The sequence below is a fragment of the Streptomyces sp. ISL-66 genome, assembly GCF_018614135.1.
Classification (GTDB): Bacteria; Actinomycetota; Actinomycetes; order Streptomycetales; family Streptomycetaceae; genus Streptomyces.
Genome location: NZ_JAGGOW010000158.1, coordinates 1 through 14,741 on the forward strand (window position 1 = coordinate 1; position 14,741 = coordinate 14,741).

Genomic DNA, 14,741 nt, shown 5'->3' on the forward strand with positions numbered 1-14,741 from the left:
GGCCGGCGACGAGCGGGCCACCGGCCTGGCCCGGCTCGGCGAGATCCGCGCCTCCGCCGACGCGCACGCCGTCTCCGCGGCGGGCGCCGGCCTTCCCGACGCCGTACGGGCCGCCGCGCGGCACGTCCTGGAGGAGGCGGGCCGCCACGACCCGCCCCTCGTACTGGACTACCTGGCGCTGGTCGACCCCCAGGACTTCACCGAGGCAGGCCCCGGCTTCACCGGGCAGGCCGTGCTGGCCGTCGCCGCGAAAGTGGGCACGACCCGGCTGATCGACAACATTCCATTGGAGTTCGGAGCACACGCGTGAGCACCCCAGGCAGAGGTCCCGCAACGGCGGGCACCACCACCGGCACCCGCATACGGCTGCACGCCCAGGCCCCCGGCTGGACCGTCGACGCCGACGTCGTGGTCGTCGGATCCGGAGTCGCGGGCCTGACCGCCGCACTGCGCTGCGCCGCCGCGGGCCGCCGTACCGTCGTGGTCACCAAGGCCCGCCTCGACGACGGCTCCACCCGCTGGGCCCAGGGCGGCATCGCCGCGGCGATCGGTGAGGGGGACACCCCCGAACAGCACCTCGAAGACACCCTCGTCGCGGGCGCCGGCCTGTGCGACGAGGCCGCCGTACGCCTCCTGGTCACCGAGGGCCCCGACGCCGTACGACGCCTCATCGACGCCGGAGCCGTCTTCGACACCTCGGCCGAGACCGGCGAGATCGAGCTGACCCGCGAGGGCGGCCACCACCGGCGCCGCATCGCGCACGCGGGCGGCGACGCCACCGGCGCCGAGATCTCCCGCGCACTCGTCGAAGCCGTCCAGGCGGCGGGCATCGAGACCGTCGAGAACGCCCTCGTCCTGGACCTCCTCCAGGACGAGCGGGGCCGTACCGCCGGCGTCACCCTGCACGTCATGGGCGAGGGCCAGCACGACGGCGTCGGCGCCGTCCGCGCCCCCGCCGTGATCCTCGCCACCGGCGGCATGGGCCAGGTCTTCTCCGCGACCACCAACCCGTCCGTCTCCACCGGCGACGGGGTCGCGCTCGCGCTGCGCGCCGGCGCGGAGGTCTCCGACCTCGAATTCGTGCAGTTCCACCCCACCGTGCTCTTCCTCGGCGCCGACGCCGAAGGCCAGCAGCCCCTGGTGTCCGAGGCCGTTCGCGGCGAGGGCGCGTACCTCGTCGACGCCGACGGCGTCCGCTTCATGACCGGCCAGCACGAGCTCGCCGAGCTCGCCCCCCGCGACATCGTCGCCAAGGGCATCATGCGCCGCATGCAGGAGCAGGGCACGCAGCACATGTACCTGGACGCCCGGCACTTCGGCGCGCGGATGTGGGAGCAGCGCTTCCCCACCATCCTCGCCGCCTGCCGCTCGCACGGCATAGACCCGGTCACCGAGCCCATCCCCGTGGCCCCGGCCGCGCACTACGCCTCCGGCGGCGTCCGCACCGACCTGCACGGCCGCACGACCGTCCCCGGCCTGTACGCGTGCGGCGAGGTCGCCTGCACCGGAGTGCACGGCGCGAACCGGCTCGCCTCCAACTCCCTGCTGGAGGGCCTGGTCTTCGCCGAGCGCATCGCCGACGACATCATCGCGCGGGCCGCACCCGGCACCGTCCCGGCCGGTCCCGCCGTCCCCGTCCCGGCCACCGGCCCCCTCCAGCCCGCCGAGGCGCGCTACGAGATCCAGCGCATCATGACCGACGGCGCGGGCGTACTGCGCTCCGCCGAGTCGCTGCGCCGGGCCGCCGCCGCGCTCGAAGCCCTGTACGCGACGGCGGCGGGCGAGCTGGAGACCCGCGGCAAGACGGCCGTCCCCGGCACCGAGACCTGGGAGGCCACCAACCTGCTGTGCGTGGCCCGGGTGCTGGTCGCCGCCGCGCAACAGCGCGCGGAGACCCGCGGCTGCCACTGGCGCGAGGACCACCCCGACCGGGACGACGCCCACTGGCGCCGCCACCTCGTCGTACGCCTGTCGGAGGCGGAGCGACGGGCCCTGGTCGTCACCCCCACCGAATCGGCGGACTTCCCGTCCGTACAGATCCCCCTGAGCAACGACAGCCTGGAGCAGTAACCGTGAGCACGCACGAGCACGACCACAACGAACTCCCCCTCGTCGACCAGAGCGAGGGCGGCTGCGGCGAGGACTGCGCCTGCGGCGACGGCGAGGAGTCCGGCCTCGACCCGGCCCTGGCCGAGCTGCTCGAGGAGTCGGGCCTGGACCCCATCGAGGTCGAGGACATCGCGCACATGGCGCTCTCCGAGGACCTCGACGGCGGAGTCGACGTCACCACCGTCGCCACCGTCCCCGAAGAGGCCGAGGCCATCGCGGACTTCGTCGCCCGCGAGGACGGCGTCGTGGCGGGCCTGCGCATCGCCGAGGCCGTGTTCTCGATCGTCTGCACCGAGTCCTTCGAGGTGGAGCGGCACGCCGAGGACGGCGACTCCGTCAAGGCCGGGCAGGTCCTGCTGTCCGTGCGCTCGCGCACCCGCGACCTGCTGACCGCCGAGCGCAGCGCCCTCAACATCGTGTGCCGCCTGTCGGGCATCGCCACGGAGACCCGCCGCTGGGTGGACGCCCTGGAGGGCACCGGCACCAAGGTCCGCGACACCCGCAAGACCACCCCGGGCCTGCGCTCCCTGGAGAAGTACGCGGTGCGCTGCGGCGGCGGCACCAACCACCGCATGTCGCTGTGGGACGCCGCGCTGGTCAAGGACAACCACGTGGTCGCGGCCGGCGGCGTCACCCAGGCCTTCAACGCCGTGCGGGAGGCCTTCCCGGAGGTCTCGATCGAGGTCGAGGTCGACACCCTGGAGCAGGTCGGCGAGGTCCTGGAGGCCGGTGCGGGCCTGATCCTGCTGGACAACTTCACCGTGGAGCGGACCGCGCAGGCCGTCGCCCTGGTCGCGGGCCGCGCCAAGCTGGAGTCCTCGGGCCGCCTGGTCCTGGACACCGCCCGCGCCTACGCCGAGACGGGCGTCGACTTCCTCGCGGTCGGCGGCCTCACCCACTCCGCCCCGATCCTGGACATCGGCCTCGATCTGCGCGAGGCGGTGTAACCGGTGCTCCTCACCATCGATGTGGGCAACTCCCAGACGGTGCTGGGCCTGTTCGACGGTGACGAGATCGTCGAGCACTGGCGCATCTCGACCGACCCGCGCCGCACGGCCGACGAGATGGCCGTGCTCATGCAGGGGCTGATGGGCATGCACCCGATGCTCGGCACCGAGCTGGGCGACGGCATCCACGGCATCGCGATCTGCTCGACGGTGCCGTCGGTGTTGCACGAGCTGCGCGAGGTCACCCGCCGCTACTACGGGGACGTGCCCGCCGTCCTGGTGGAGCCGGGGGTCAAGACCGGGGTGCCGATCCTGACCGACAACCCGAAGGAAGTCGGCGCGGACCGCATCATCAACGCGGTCGCCGCCGTCGAGCTCTACGGCGGCCCCGCGATCGTCGTCGACTTCGGCACGGCGACCACCTTCGACGCGGTGTCCGCGAAGGGCGAGTACGTGGGCGGGGTGATCGCCCCGGGCATCGAGATCTCGATGGAGGCCCTCGGTGTGCGCGGCGCCCAGCTCCGCAAGATCGAGCTGGCCCGCCCGCGCAACGTCATCGGCAAGTCCACCGTCGAGGCGATGCAGTCGGGCGTGGTCTACGGGTTCGCCGGCCAGGTCGACGGGGTCGTCGCCCGGATGGCGAAGGAGCTCGCGGGCCCCAACGGAGACCCGGACGACGTCCGGGTCATCGCCACGGGCGGCCTGGCCCCCATGGTCCTCGGGGAGGCCTCGGTCATCGACGACCACGAGCCCTGGCTGACCCTGATCGGCCTGCGGCTGGTCTACGAGCGCAACGCGCCCAACTTCGAGTAGGGCCGGACCGGCCGGGACCACGCCGTACGCGGGGTCCCGGCCGGCTCCGTACGCGAGCCGTGCCGGGCCCGCACGCGGCCCCGGCACGGCTCGGCAGCGCTTCGCTGCCGCTTCGGCACACCCGCTGACGCGCCGGGGCGATTTCCGCGGAAACCAGGGGCGGGAGGCCGGCGCGGAGTTAACGTCCTCCCACGAGAAATACCGGGAACTCGTCCACGGCGCCGGACGCGCCCGTGAACGGAGGAGACACCATGACCACTCAGTCCGCCTGGCAGAAGTCCTCGTTCTGTAGCGAGGGGGACAACTGCGTGTACGTCAGCGCCGCCCCCGGCACCCTGGTCCGCGTGGCCGACCGCGCCGACCCGGCCCACCTCGTCCTCGCCACCACCCAGGCCGCGTGGGCGGACTTCCTCCGCGTGATCAAGCAGTCGGGCTGATTCCGGCCGAGGCCCCGGCCGCGCCCCGACCTCATCCTGCTGCGCCGCGCCGCGCCGCGTCCGTGTCCGGTCAGGGGATTTTGTCCGATTAGCGCGTATCTTCGGCCCATGCCCACGCCCTACGGATCCCGCGGCGGCATGGCGTTCAGCGCTGATGAGCTTCACGTGCTCAGGCGTTCGCTCGCTCACGCCCTTCAGTCCTCTACGGCCCCCCTGTCGGCCGTGGAGGTCCAGGACTGCCTGCGCCTGGCGGCGTCGGTGGATGACGCGGCGCAGGAGGCGGGCCGGCTCAGAGCGTTCCTCCTCGCCGACCTGGCCCGGTACAGAGCCGCGCTGCCCGGGAGCCTCTCCGGCTACCTGGAGCTGCTGCAGGACGCCCTGGCCGCCGGCTACGAGCCGGTTCCCGACGACCTCGCCGCCCTGCGGGCCCTGCGCGCCAACCCGGTCGCGGCCGCCGTGCTGGAGCGGGCCCAGGGCGTCGCGGAGCGGTCCGTGCGCCGCAGGCTCTCCACCGCGCCCGCGCCGCGGACCCGGCTGCTGGCCATCGCCGGCGGCTCGGGGTCGGGGTCGGCGTCGGCGTCGGGGTCTGAGCCTGAGTCGGGGTCGGGTTCGGCCTCGGGAGCCGACTCGGGCTCGGGAGCCGGCTCGGCCTCGGGAGCCGGCTCGGCTTCGGGAGCCGGCTCGGGCTCGGGCTCGGGCAAGGAGAAGGAGCCCGCGGAGCCGCAGCCGAGGCCCGACGACCGGCCCGCGCGGCCCGTCCCGACCCCCGGCGAGGTGTTCCCGCCGCGCCGCAAGCCCGGTCCGCCCCCGGCGGCCGGGCGCGCGGTCGGGTAGCTAGGCTTGGGGCATGGACTACGTTTCCGCGCTCGTGCCCCCCTTCGTGATGGCCGTGTTCTTCATCGCGCTCGTCGTGACGATCGTGAAGAGCCAGGGCGGGGCCAACAAGGCCAAGGAGGACGCGGTGGTCGATGCCGTGCTCGCCCGCGCCGAGGCCGCCCAGCAGCAGTCCCCTTCCCGGAAGTAGCCCCCGCGGGGGTCCCGACGAACACGGAGGGCGTACGGCTCCCGAGCCGTACGCCCTCCTTCGCCGTCCGCGGCCCCGGACTTTTCGCGCGTTGCCGTCCGAATAGCCGCGCAATTCCTGACATTCCGCACTATCGTGCTGCTGTGCCTCGCCCCTTGGGAGAACTCGAAGACGCAGTCATGACGCGGGTGTGGCAGTGGAACCGCCCGGTCACCGTTCGCGAAGTCCTGGAAGACCTGCAGCAGGAACGGTCCATCGCGTACACCACGGTCATGACCGTTATGGACAATCTTCATCAGAAGGGCTGGGTCCGCCGGGAAGCGGAAGGCCGCGCCTACCGGTATACGGCGGTTTCCACCCGCGCCGCCTACTCGGCCGCACTGATGAACGAGGCCTGGTCGACGAGCGACAATCCGGCCGCCGCCCTCGTGGCCTTCTTCGGCATGATGTCGGCCGAACAGCGTGAGGCGCTCCGGGACGCCGTCCACATCGTGCAGCCGGCGGAACCCGCGGCCCAGTCCGCACCCGAGCCGGCACCCGAGACCGTTCCCGAGGCCCCGGCGGCCGGTCCCGCCGCGGATCCCACCGCGGAACCCACCGCGCCGGCGGATCCCGCCGCCGAAGGCGACTCCGGCGGGCGGAGCGCCGAGCCGGGGCGATAACGTCCGGGCATGGGAGAGTTTTCCGCTGCACATGCAAAAACAGTGACGATCCGCCGAGCGCGCACCGGTGATGTTCCCGCGCTGCGCCGCCTGCTCGACCAGTACGTGCAGCAGCGCATCCTGCTCGACAAAGCGCCGGTCGTCCTTTATGAGGACATCCAGGAGTTCTGGGTCGCGGAACGTGACGGCGACGGCCAAGTGGTGGGCTGCGGCGCACTCCACGTGATGTGGGAAGACCTGGCCGAAGTCCGCACTCTCGCCGTCGACCGCGAGTTGAAGGGCGCGGGAGTCGGTCATCTCGTGCTCGACAAGTTGTTGCAGACGGCCCGCCGGCTCGGTGTGAGCCGGGTTTTCTGCCTCACCTTCGAAGTGGACTTCTTCGCGAAGCACGGCTTCGTGGAGATCGGCGAGACCCCGGTCGAGACGGATGTCTACATGGAGCTCCTGCGTTCCTATGACGAGGGTGTCGCCGAGTTCCTCGGTCTCGAACGAGTGAAGCCGAACACCTTGGGCAACAGCCGGATGCTTCTGCACCTCTGACCGATCACACGGGATTTTCCCCCGGGCCCCTCGCCTGTGGCCTATGTCCGAATCGCGCACGTTTCCCGACCCGTTGCGGACCCGAACCTCTCACGGGGGGTTTGTGTTTTCCAGGCAAAAGCGGTTTCCTTTCCGCGTACTGCTTTTCGATGAAAGGAAATCCCGGTGGCACAGAAGGTTCAGGTCCTTCTTGTCGACGACCTCGACGGCGGCGAGGCGGACGAGACGGTGACGTTCGCTCTGGATGGCAAGACCTACGAGATCGACCTCACCACCGCCAACGCTGAAAAGCTCCGCGGCCTGCTCGACCCGTACACCAAGGGCGGTCGCCGCATCGGTGGCCGCGGCGCCGCTACCGGCCGCACCAAGGGCCGCGCCGCCACTTCGGCGGGTAACCCGGACACCGCCGTTATTCGCGCATGGGCCAAGTCGCACGGCTACAGCGTGAATGACCGCGGCCGCGTTCCCGCCGAGATCCGCGACGCCTACGAGAAGGCCACGGCCTGATCGGTCCGGCCCGTCCGGACGGTCCGCCCGAGCCGCGCCCGGTGGCATTCCGTCGCCGCCGCCGCGACCAGGCGTACGAGATCGGGCCCGCGCGCGGGTCCGGAGCCCTGCCCGGGAGCGGGCAGGGCCGGTAGCAGTGCCTCACACCCCTGCTCGGGGGGCCGCAGCCATACGGCGGCCCCCCGAGGGCTTCCCTCCGCGTCCACCGGATGCCCCGGGGGCGCCGGAGCGGTGATCCGGCCACCCGTACCCAGGGCGGCGAGATCCAGGGCGACCCCGCCCCACTCCAGCCAGTCGAGCAGCCCCTCCAGCTCGTCGGCGGCCCCCGCGGCCACCAGGAACCGCATCCTGCGGCCCATGACCGCCACCGGGCCGGTGGGCACGGGCCGGCGCAGCACGGCGGCCCCGGCATCGGCCGGCAGCTCCAGGACGTCGAACCGCACCCCGGTCACCAGCTGGGCGGGCGGTCCCCAGACAACGGTCCAGCCGAGCACGCGTTCGTACCAGGACGCCGGATCGGGCCCGCCGTCGAACGGGGCGCGGGGGATCGGGACGGTGACGGGCGGCGCGGTGAGAGCCATGACCGGAGCAACTGCGCAGAAGCGCGGGGGGTTACGCGTGATGTGACGTTCCGCACTCGAGTCAATGCGGAACGTAAACGTCCGTCTCGGTGGAGTCCCACATTCGGGACGGAGGTCTGTTCGCCCGTAGCGGAGGGATCCGTCGTCCATCCACGTGAACTGTCACTCCTCACGGGTAAGACATTCCTAGTGGATCGGGGCGACAGGCTGATTTGCGGCGTCTGTGACCGGCTTCCGTTCGCCATCGGCGTACACGTGTGACGGGTATCTGCCTGGCCTGCGGGAACATCGTCTCGCACCATCGGGTTGGAGCAGTTGTCGGCACTTACAGCCGGGTTTTCTCACGGACGTGAGGGTGAGCCGCGGACGGATGTCGGCAGTTGGAATGAGCTGTCCCGCCCCGCGGGACTAGCATGCGGAAGGACAGGGCGGGGACCGACCCCGAACTGCCCGACCGCTCTGAGGAGCGATAAACGATGTTCGAGAGGTTCACCGACCGCGCGCGGCGGGTTGTCGTCCTGGCTCAGGAAGAAGCCCGGATGCTCAACCACAACTACATCGGCACCGAGCACATCCTCCTGGGCTTGATCCACGAGGGTGAGGGTGTCGCCGCTAAGGCCCTGGAGAGCCTCGGGATTTCGCTCGAGGCTGTTCGCCAGCAGGTTGAGGAGATCATCGGACAGGGGCAGCAGGCCCCTTCCGGCCACATCCCCTTCACCCCGCGGGCGAAGAAGGTCCTGGAGCTTTCGCTCCGAGAGGCCCTCCAGCTCGGCCACAACTACATCGGCACCGAGCACATCCTGCTCGGCCTCATTCGCGAGGGCGAGGGCGTCGCAGCCCAGGTCCTCGTGAAGCTGGGCGCCGATCTCAACCGAGTCAGGCAGCAGGTCATCCAGCTGCTCTCCGGCTACTCCGGAGGCGGCAAGGAGTCGGCCACCGCCGGCGGCCCGGCCGAGGGAACCCCCTCGACCTCGCTCGTCCTGGACCAGTTCGGCCGCAACCTCACCCAGGCCGCTCGCGAATCCAAGCTCGACCCGGTCATCGGGCGCGAGAAGGAGATCGAGCGGGTCATGCAGGTGCTGTCCCGCCGGACCAAGAACAACCCGGTCCTCATCGGCGAGCCCGGCGTCGGCAAGACCGCCGTCGTCGAGGGCCTGGCCCAGGCGATCGTCAAGGGCGAGGTGCCCGAGACCCTCAAGGACAAGCACCTCTACACCCTCGACCTGGGTGCCCTGGTCGCCGGTTCCCGCTACCGCGGTGACTTCGAAGAGCGCCTCAAGAAGGTGCTCAAGGAGATCCGCACCCGCGGCGACATCATCCTGTTCATCGACGAGCTCCACACCCTCGTGGGTGCGGGCGCCGCCGAGGGCGCGATCGACGCCGCCAGCATCCTGAAGCCCATGCTGGCCCGTGGTGAGCTCCAGACCATCGGTGCCACGACGCTCGACGAGTACCGCAAGCACCTTGAGAAGGACGCCGCTCTCGAGCGCCGTTTCCAGCCGATCCAGGTGGCGGAGCCTTCCCTCCAGCACACCATCGAGATCCTCAAGGGCCTGCGCGACCGCTACGAGGCCCACCACCGCGTCTCCATCACGGACGAGGCCCTCGTGCAGGCGGCCACCCTGGCCGACCGGTACATCTCGGACCGCTTCCTCCCGGACAAGGCGATCGACCTGATCGACGAGGCCGGCTCCCGGATGCGCATCCGCCGGATGACCGCGCCGCCGGACCTCCGCGAGTTCGACGAGAAGATCGCGAACGTGCGTCGCGACAAGGAGTCGGCCATCGACTCCCAGGACTTCGAGAAGGCGGCTTCCCTCCGTGATTCGGAGAAGCAGCTGCTGGCGGCGAAGGCCAAGCGCGAGAAGGAATGGAAGGCCGGCGACATGGACGTCGTCGCCGAGGTCGACGGCGAGCTCATCGCCGAAGTCCTGGCGACCGCGACCGGCATTCCGGTGTTCAAGCTGACCGAGGAGGAGTCCTCGCGGCTCCTGCGCATGGAGGACGAGCTCCACCGTCGCGTCATCGGCCAGAAGGACGCCATCAAGGCGCTCTCCCAGGCGATCCGCCGCACCCGTGCGGGTCTGAAGGACCCGAAGCGTCCCGGTGGCTCGTTCATCTTCGCCGGCCCGTCCGGTGTCGGTAAGACCGAGCTCTCCAAGACGCTCGCCGAATTCCTCTTCGGCGACGAGGACGCACTGATCTCCCTCGACATGTCGGAGTTCAGCGAGAAGCACACGGTTTCCCGTCTCTTCGGTTCGCCCCCCGGCTACGTGGGCTACGAAGAGGGCGGCCAGCTGACCGAGAAGGTCCGCCGGAAGCCGTTCTCCGTCGTCCTCTTCGACGAGGTCGAGAAGGCGCACCCGGATATCTTCAATTCCCTTCTCCAGATCCTGGAGGACGGTCGCCTGACCGACTCCCAGGGCCGGGTCGTGGACTTCAAGAACACGGTCATCATCATGACGACCAACCTGGGTACGCGGGACATCTCGAAGGGCTTCAACCTCGGCTTCGCGGCCGTGGGAGACACCAAGACCGGGTACGACCGGATGAAGACGAAGGTCAACGAAGAGCTCAAGCAGCACTTCCGGCCCGAGTTCCTCAACCGCGTCGACGACACGGTCGTCTTCCACCAGCTCACCGAGGAAGACATCGTCCAGATCGTCGACCTGATGATCGCCAAGGTCGATGACCGCCTGAAGGACCGCGACATGGGCATCGAGCTCAGCGCCGAGGCGAAGGCCCTGCTCGCCAAGCGCGGCTACGACCCGATCATGGGTGCCCGACCGCTGCGTCGCACGATCCAGCGGGAGATCGAGGACATCCTGTCGGAGAAGATCCTCTTCGGTGAGCTGCGCCCCGGTCACATCGTGGTCGTCGGCAAGGAGGGTGAGGGCGAGGAAGCCAAGTTCACCTTCCGCGGTGAGGAGAAGACCCCGATCTCGGACCTTCCCCCCATCGAGGCGACGGGCTCCGGCCCGGACCTCTCCAAGGGTGCGTAAGCGCTAGCCGCTCAGAGCGGTACGAAGGGGCGGCCCCGGGACCGAAAGGTTCCGGGGCCGCCCCTTTTTCCGTGCGTACCGATGCGTACCGGTGCGTACTGGTCAGTTCCCGTAGGCCTGCGTCACCAGCCCCAGCTCCGCCTGCGGAAAGCGGTGGGCCACCCGTGCCTTGAGGTCCGGGTCCCACATCTCTTCGTCGTCGTAGACCATGACGGTCCGTAGCGAGGGCAGGTGGGCGTACGAGGCGAGGCCGTCCAGCGCCCTGGTGTGCACGGCGATCTCCCGCAGGTCCTCCAGCGCCGAGAGCTCCGCCCAGGCGCCCTTCCCGCCGGGGCGCCAGTCGAAGCCGAGCCGCAGCCGCCGCAGGCTCGTCAGCCGTCCCAGGCCGGTCAGGTCCGGGTCCGCGTCGTCCAGGTCGAGCACGTCCGGGCGGGCCCCGGGGGCGAAGTCGGTGAAGGACCACGGACCGCACGAGTGCAGCGTGAGCGCGCGCAGCCGGGGCCAGGCGGCAAGGGTCGGGCCGAGGGGGACGTCGTTGCCGAGGTCGAGGGACACCTCCTCCAGGGGCAGCCCGTGCAGCGCATTCAGGTCCCGTAGTTCGGGCCAGGTGTCGATGGTGAGCCGCCGCAGCGAGGTGTGGCCGCGCAGGAACTCGGCGTCGGTTCCGCCGGAGAATTGCTGGAAGGCCAGGCCCGCCACCGGCTGGCGGGCCAGGAAGTGGGTCAGGGCGCCCCGGCTCACCCTGTGGAGGACGTACAGGCCGGGCGGGCCGGTGAAGCCCGTCAGCGCCGCGAGGGCGGCGTCCGAGGTGACGACGAGGTCGTCCGGGGGCGGGACCATGCGCGCGAGCACCTCGGCCGCGTAGTGCTCGGTGTCGAACCGTTCCCAGACCCCCGTCAGCGTCGCGCGGATCTTTTCGTCGCGGTGGTGGCAGTAGCCGGCGAGGTATCCGATCGCCGCCTCGGAGCCGGTCTCCGCGGCCGCGATCACGAAGCGGCGGGCGTGGCGATGTGCCTCCGCGTCGAGCGGCAGCAGATCCAGGATCAGCGGCCCGATCCGGCCGAGCGCGTACGCCGCCTGGTCGTCCCGCGGCGGGATGAGCCGGCGGGCGGCCGTCCGGACCTCCCGGCGCAGCTCGGGGTCCAGCTCGGCCGCGTACTCCAAGGAGGCGAGGGCCAGCAGCACCGCCCGGTCGGAGTCGCGGACCAGCAGGTCGCCGATGATCGCCGCGCGGTCGCGGGGGCGGCCCTGGGCGACGGCCATGCGGATGACGTCCTCCCACTGGTCGTCGTCCGCGTGCCGGGTCAGTTCGCCGAGGCCGCCCTCGTCCAGGGCCGCCCGGGCCCCGAGGAAGTCCTGGAAGGTGCGGTGCACGAATTCGAGGGTGTCCTCCGTGGGGGCGCGCAGGAGTCCGGTCCGCTCCAGGAAGTGCCGCAGGACGGCCGGGGCCTCGCCGAGCACCTGGGCGGCCGGTACGGCGGGCAGCGCGGCGGCGATGAGGTCCTCTGCCCGGCTCCGGCGGAGCTGCGTGCGGCCGTTGCGGATCAGCCAGTACGCCAGCCGCTGGAGCAACTGGAGCTGGGGTTCCTCGGCGAGCTCCGGCAGGCGCAGCTCGCGTTCGCGGTCGCGGCGGTGCAGCAGCATCGACAGGGCGGCCGTGTAGAGCTCCTTGCGGCCCGAGGGCAGGAAGCCGTGCCGTTCGCGGTGCAGGGCGCAGATCAGCCCGCACAGCAGCGGGTTGGTGGCGAGCCGGGCCAGCTCCGATTTGGTGCGCAGGGACGCCAGCAGCTGGTCGCGGAGGTCGTCGCCGGCTTCGGCCGCCCGGTGCCAGCGGGTGACGAAGCCGGCCACGTCGGCCCGGTTCATGGGGGAGAGGGTCAGCTCGGCGAACTGCTCGGAGGCGAGCCAGTCCTGCGGGACGGCCGAGGGGCGGGAGGTGACCAGCCAGCGGTTGCCGGGGTAGGCGGTGAGCAGCTCGGTGAGCCAGTCGCGGGCCCGGGCCCGCTCCGTCTCCGGGATCTCGTCGATTCCGTCCACCAGGACCAGGCCGCGTCCCTCGCTCAGGACCCGGCTCTCCCACCCCTCGGGGGCCCGGCCCTTCAGGACGGTGGCGACCAGGAAGTCCTCGGGGGCGGGCAGCCGCTCCCCGTAGCGGGTCAGGTTCCGCAGGGGCAGTACGAAGGGGACGAGGCTGCCCTCGGGCTCGTCCCGGGCGGTGGAGACGGCCAGCCACTGGATCAGGGTGGTCTTGCCGGAGCCGGCCTCCCCGCGCAGCAGTATGCGGGGCTCGAAGGCCAGTAGGTCTCCGGTGCCGAGGGGGGACGAGCCGTGGGCGGCGCCCTGCGCCGGGACCGTGGCACTGCCCTCGCCGCCGACGCGGCGGGGGCGAGGGGTCGCCTCCAGGCTCACGTACGCCGCGTCCAGCGGCCAGCGTGCGGAGCCGGGCGGCAGGTCGAGCCCGAAGATCGTCAGGGTGCTGTGCCGTTTGGCGAGGTACTCCAGGTACCTGGCCTCGAACTCCGCGTCCCGGCCGCCCTGGCGGGGGATCCGCGCGAGCAGGGCGTCGATCTTGGCGATGGTCTCGGCCTGGCGGCGGGCCTGCTCGACCAGGGCCGCCGGGATGTAGGTGGAGCGGCTCGTGAAGAAGTGCAGGACGTGCAGGCAGGTGGTTACCAGCAGCCGGTCGTGGAAGAGCTGCGCGTCCCGCCCCAGGCCCGTGGCCGGCGCCGCCTTGCGCAGTTCGGCGGCGAAGGCGCGCGCACCCATCTCGACCGCCTGGGCGTCCTCCAGGGCCAGGTCCCCGAGGGAGTGCAGGGTGACGGCCAGCGCCGTGGCGACGCCCGCCTCCTCGCCCGGTGGCAGCGGCTGCTCGCCGGGGACCCGCAAGGCCTCCGCGACCAGCTTGTCGGCGAGCCGGCGCAGGTCGTCCCGGGACAGCACGCGCTGCTCGCGCAGGGAGACGTACGAAGAGATCCGCACGGGCCGGTCGACGAGGCCGGCGCCCGCCCCCTCCCCGCGGAAGAGCTTCTTCACGAGGGGGGTCATCACCCCCGAGGCCAGCCGGATCCCCACCACGGATGCGTCCACGAGGCGGAGCGTAGCTCTCGTGTGACGCGGGTCGCAGGGCTTTGGTCCCGGCGAGGACGGGCGGAGGTCCCGGGCCGGTGACAAGCCACACAGGGCAAATCGGACCTACTAGGAGCATCCGTAGAGATCGACGTCCGATTTGCCCCACCCTCGGGCCAGTGGGGAGGCGGTCAACAGGGCTGAGAGCCCCTCCGCATCTACGAGTGCGGGTAGTAACGGGGTGGTTTGGGGAAGCCGGGGGGCACGGGTTACCAAGGATGAGCGAGCGAGCCCGGCACCCTCTGAGCGTGCCGGGTCCTTTCTTGCCCGAAGCAGCGAAGCACCGCATCGCCGCAGCACCGCACCGCAGCACCCGTCCTTGTCCCCGGCCCCGGAGGTCTCCTTCATGTCCGCGAAGCGCGTCAGCACCCGTCGTACCCGTCTCGCCATCGGCGCCACCGCTCTCGGTGCGGCCCTGGCCCTCGGGGCGGGAACGACCGCCGCCTTCGCCGACGAGGCCCAGACCGCCCTGGCCGGCACCGCCCGGCTCGTGTCCGAGCAGGCCACCGCCCAGGCCGCGGCGGTCGCCGCGAAGCCGGCCGTCCCGGCCTGGGAGAAGCCCGTTTCGAGCTACACGCTCTCCGCGACCTTCGGCAAGGGCGGCAGCATGTGGTCGCACAAGCACTCCGGCCAGGACTTCGCCGTCCCGGTCGGCACCCGTGTCGACGCCGTTTCGGCGGGCACCGTCGTCAAGGCCGGCCCGAACGGCGGCGGCGACGGCCCGGCCTACGGCAACGCCATCGTGATCAAGCACGCGAACAACACGTACTCGCAGTACGCGCACCTCTCCAGGATCCAGGTCAAGATCGGCCAGAAGGTCGCCAAGGGCCAGAAGATCGCTCTGTCGGGCAACACCGGCAACTCGAGCGGCCCGCACCTCCACTTCGAGATCCGCACCACCCCGAACTACGGCTCGGCCGTGAACCCGGTCGCCTTCCTGCGCAAGGTCGGCGTCACCGTCTGATCGAACGGCCGAACCGCCCGGCCACAGCA

General features: G+C 71.3%; 14 protein-coding genes. 12 read left to right on the plus strand and 2 right to left on the minus strand.

What is annotated here, in order from left to right; all coding sequences use genetic code 11:
* The 10 genes from J7E97_RS28420 to J7E97_RS28465 form a co-directional block, all read left to right on the plus strand.
* On the plus strand, positions 1-310 hold a 310-nt coding region (locus J7E97_RS28420), incomplete at its 5' end, for a pantoate--beta-alanine ligase (RefSeq protein WP_215033129.1).
* Positions 307-2,070, plus strand: a complete 1,764-nt coding sequence (locus tag J7E97_RS28425; RefSeq protein ID WP_215033132.1) for an L-aspartate oxidase — start codon at positions 307-309, stop codon at positions 2,068-2,070. The genes J7E97_RS28420 and J7E97_RS28425, both read left to right, overlap by 4 nt.
* 2 nt (positions 2,071-2,072) lie before the next feature.
* Positions 2,073-3,056, plus strand: a complete 984-nt coding sequence (gene nadC, locus J7E97_RS28430; RefSeq protein WP_215033135.1) for a carboxylating nicotinate-nucleotide diphosphorylase — start codon at positions 2,073-2,075, stop codon at positions 3,054-3,056.
* A gap of 3 nt (positions 3,057-3,059) precedes the next feature.
* Positions 3,060-3,869 carry a type III pantothenate kinase gene (locus J7E97_RS28435; RefSeq protein ID WP_215033138.1) on the plus strand — a complete coding sequence of 270 codons (810 nt, stop codon included), beginning with the start codon at positions 3,060-3,062 and terminating at the stop codon, positions 3,867-3,869.
* Positions 3,870-4,120: 251 nt separating this feature from the next.
* The gene (locus J7E97_RS28440; RefSeq protein ID WP_215033141.1) at positions 4,121-4,306 is read left to right on the plus strand and encodes a DUF397 domain-containing protein; all 186 of its coding nucleotides are present in this window, start codon (positions 4,121-4,123) and stop codon (positions 4,304-4,306) included.
* Positions 4,307-4,444: 138 nt separating this feature from the next.
* Positions 4,445-5,140 carry a hypothetical protein gene (locus J7E97_RS28445; RefSeq protein ID WP_215033207.1) on the plus strand — a complete coding sequence of 232 codons (696 nt, stop codon included), beginning with the start codon at positions 4,445-4,447 and terminating at the stop codon, positions 5,138-5,140.
* A 13-nt stretch (positions 5,141-5,153) separates the two neighbouring features.
* A complete protein-coding gene (locus tag J7E97_RS28450) occupies positions 5,154-5,330 on the plus strand; it encodes a hypothetical protein (RefSeq protein ID WP_215033144.1) in 177 nt (58 codons plus the stop codon).
* Between the two features lie 143 nt (positions 5,331-5,473).
* On the plus strand, positions 5,474-5,992 hold the full coding sequence (locus J7E97_RS28455) for a BlaI/MecI/CopY family transcriptional regulator (RefSeq protein ID WP_215033147.1): 519 nt from the start codon (positions 5,474-5,476) through the stop codon (positions 5,990-5,992).
* Between the two features lie 9 nt (positions 5,993-6,001).
* On the plus strand, positions 6,002-6,532 hold the full coding sequence (locus tag J7E97_RS28460; RefSeq protein WP_215033150.1) for an amino-acid N-acetyltransferase: 531 nt from the start codon (positions 6,002-6,004) through the stop codon (positions 6,530-6,532).
* A gap of 165 nt (positions 6,533-6,697) precedes the next feature.
* A complete protein-coding gene (locus tag J7E97_RS28465) occupies positions 6,698-7,039 on the plus strand; it encodes an Lsr2 family protein (protein ID WP_215033152.1) in 342 nt (113 codons plus the stop codon).
* On the opposite strand, the gene J7E97_RS28470 is transcribed toward J7E97_RS28465, so the two are convergent.
* On the minus strand, positions 7,018-7,620 hold the full coding sequence (locus tag J7E97_RS28470) for an SCO3374 family protein (RefSeq protein WP_215033155.1): 603 nt from the start codon (positions 7,618-7,620) through the stop codon (positions 7,018-7,020). The two genes, J7E97_RS28465 and J7E97_RS28470, sit on opposite strands and share 22 nt — an antisense overlap.
* 476 nt (positions 7,621-8,096) lie before the next feature.
* Between J7E97_RS28470 and J7E97_RS28475 the strand changes: the two genes are divergently transcribed.
* Positions 8,097-10,622, plus strand: coding sequence for an ATP-dependent Clp protease ATP-binding subunit (locus J7E97_RS28475; RefSeq protein ID WP_215033158.1), 2,526 nt, complete (start codon positions 8,097-8,099; stop codon positions 10,620-10,622).
* A gap of 102 nt (positions 10,623-10,724) precedes the next feature.
* On the opposite strand, the gene J7E97_RS28480 is transcribed toward J7E97_RS28475, so the two are convergent.
* The gene (locus J7E97_RS28480) at positions 10,725-13,709 is read right to left on the minus strand and encodes an NACHT domain-containing NTPase (RefSeq protein WP_215033161.1); all 2,985 of its coding nucleotides are present in this window, start codon (positions 13,707-13,709) and stop codon (positions 10,725-10,727) included.
* A gap of 385 nt (positions 13,710-14,094) precedes the next feature.
* Between J7E97_RS28480 and J7E97_RS28485 the strand changes: the two genes are divergently transcribed.
* Positions 14,095-14,712 (plus strand): M23 family metallopeptidase, encoded by a 618-nt coding sequence (locus J7E97_RS28485; RefSeq protein WP_215033164.1) that lies wholly within the window; start codon positions 14,095-14,097, stop codon positions 14,710-14,712.
* The last annotated feature ends 29 nt before the right edge of the window (positions 14,713-14,741 follow it).

Excerpts from the sequence above, each read along its gene's own strand:
- J7E97_RS28440 (WP_215033141.1), top strand. The coding sequence starts at position 4,121 with ATGACCACTCAGTCCGCCTGGCAGAAGTCCTCGTTCTGTAGCGAGGGG.
- J7E97_RS28445 (WP_215033207.1), top strand. The coding sequence starts at position 4,445 with ATGGCGTTCAGCGCTGATGAGCTTCACGTGCTCAGGCGTTCGCTCGCT.
- J7E97_RS28450 (WP_215033144.1), top strand. The coding sequence starts at position 5,154 with ATGGACTACGTTTCCGCGCTCGTGCCCCCCTTCGTGATGGCCGTGTTC.
- J7E97_RS28460 (WP_215033150.1), top strand. The coding sequence starts at position 6,002 with ATGGGAGAGTTTTCCGCTGCACATGCAAAAACAGTGACGATCCGCCGA.
- J7E97_RS28470 (WP_215033155.1), bottom strand. The coding sequence starts at position 7,620 with ATGGCTCTCACCGCGCCGCCCGTCACCGTCCCGATCCCCCGCGCCCCG.
- J7E97_RS28475 (WP_215033158.1), top strand. The coding sequence starts at position 8,097 with ATGTTCGAGAGGTTCACCGACCGCGCGCGGCGGGTTGTCGTCCTGGCT.
- J7E97_RS28485 (WP_215033164.1), top strand. The coding sequence starts at position 14,095 with ATGTCCGCGAAGCGCGTCAGCACCCGTCGTACCCGTCTCGCCATCGGC.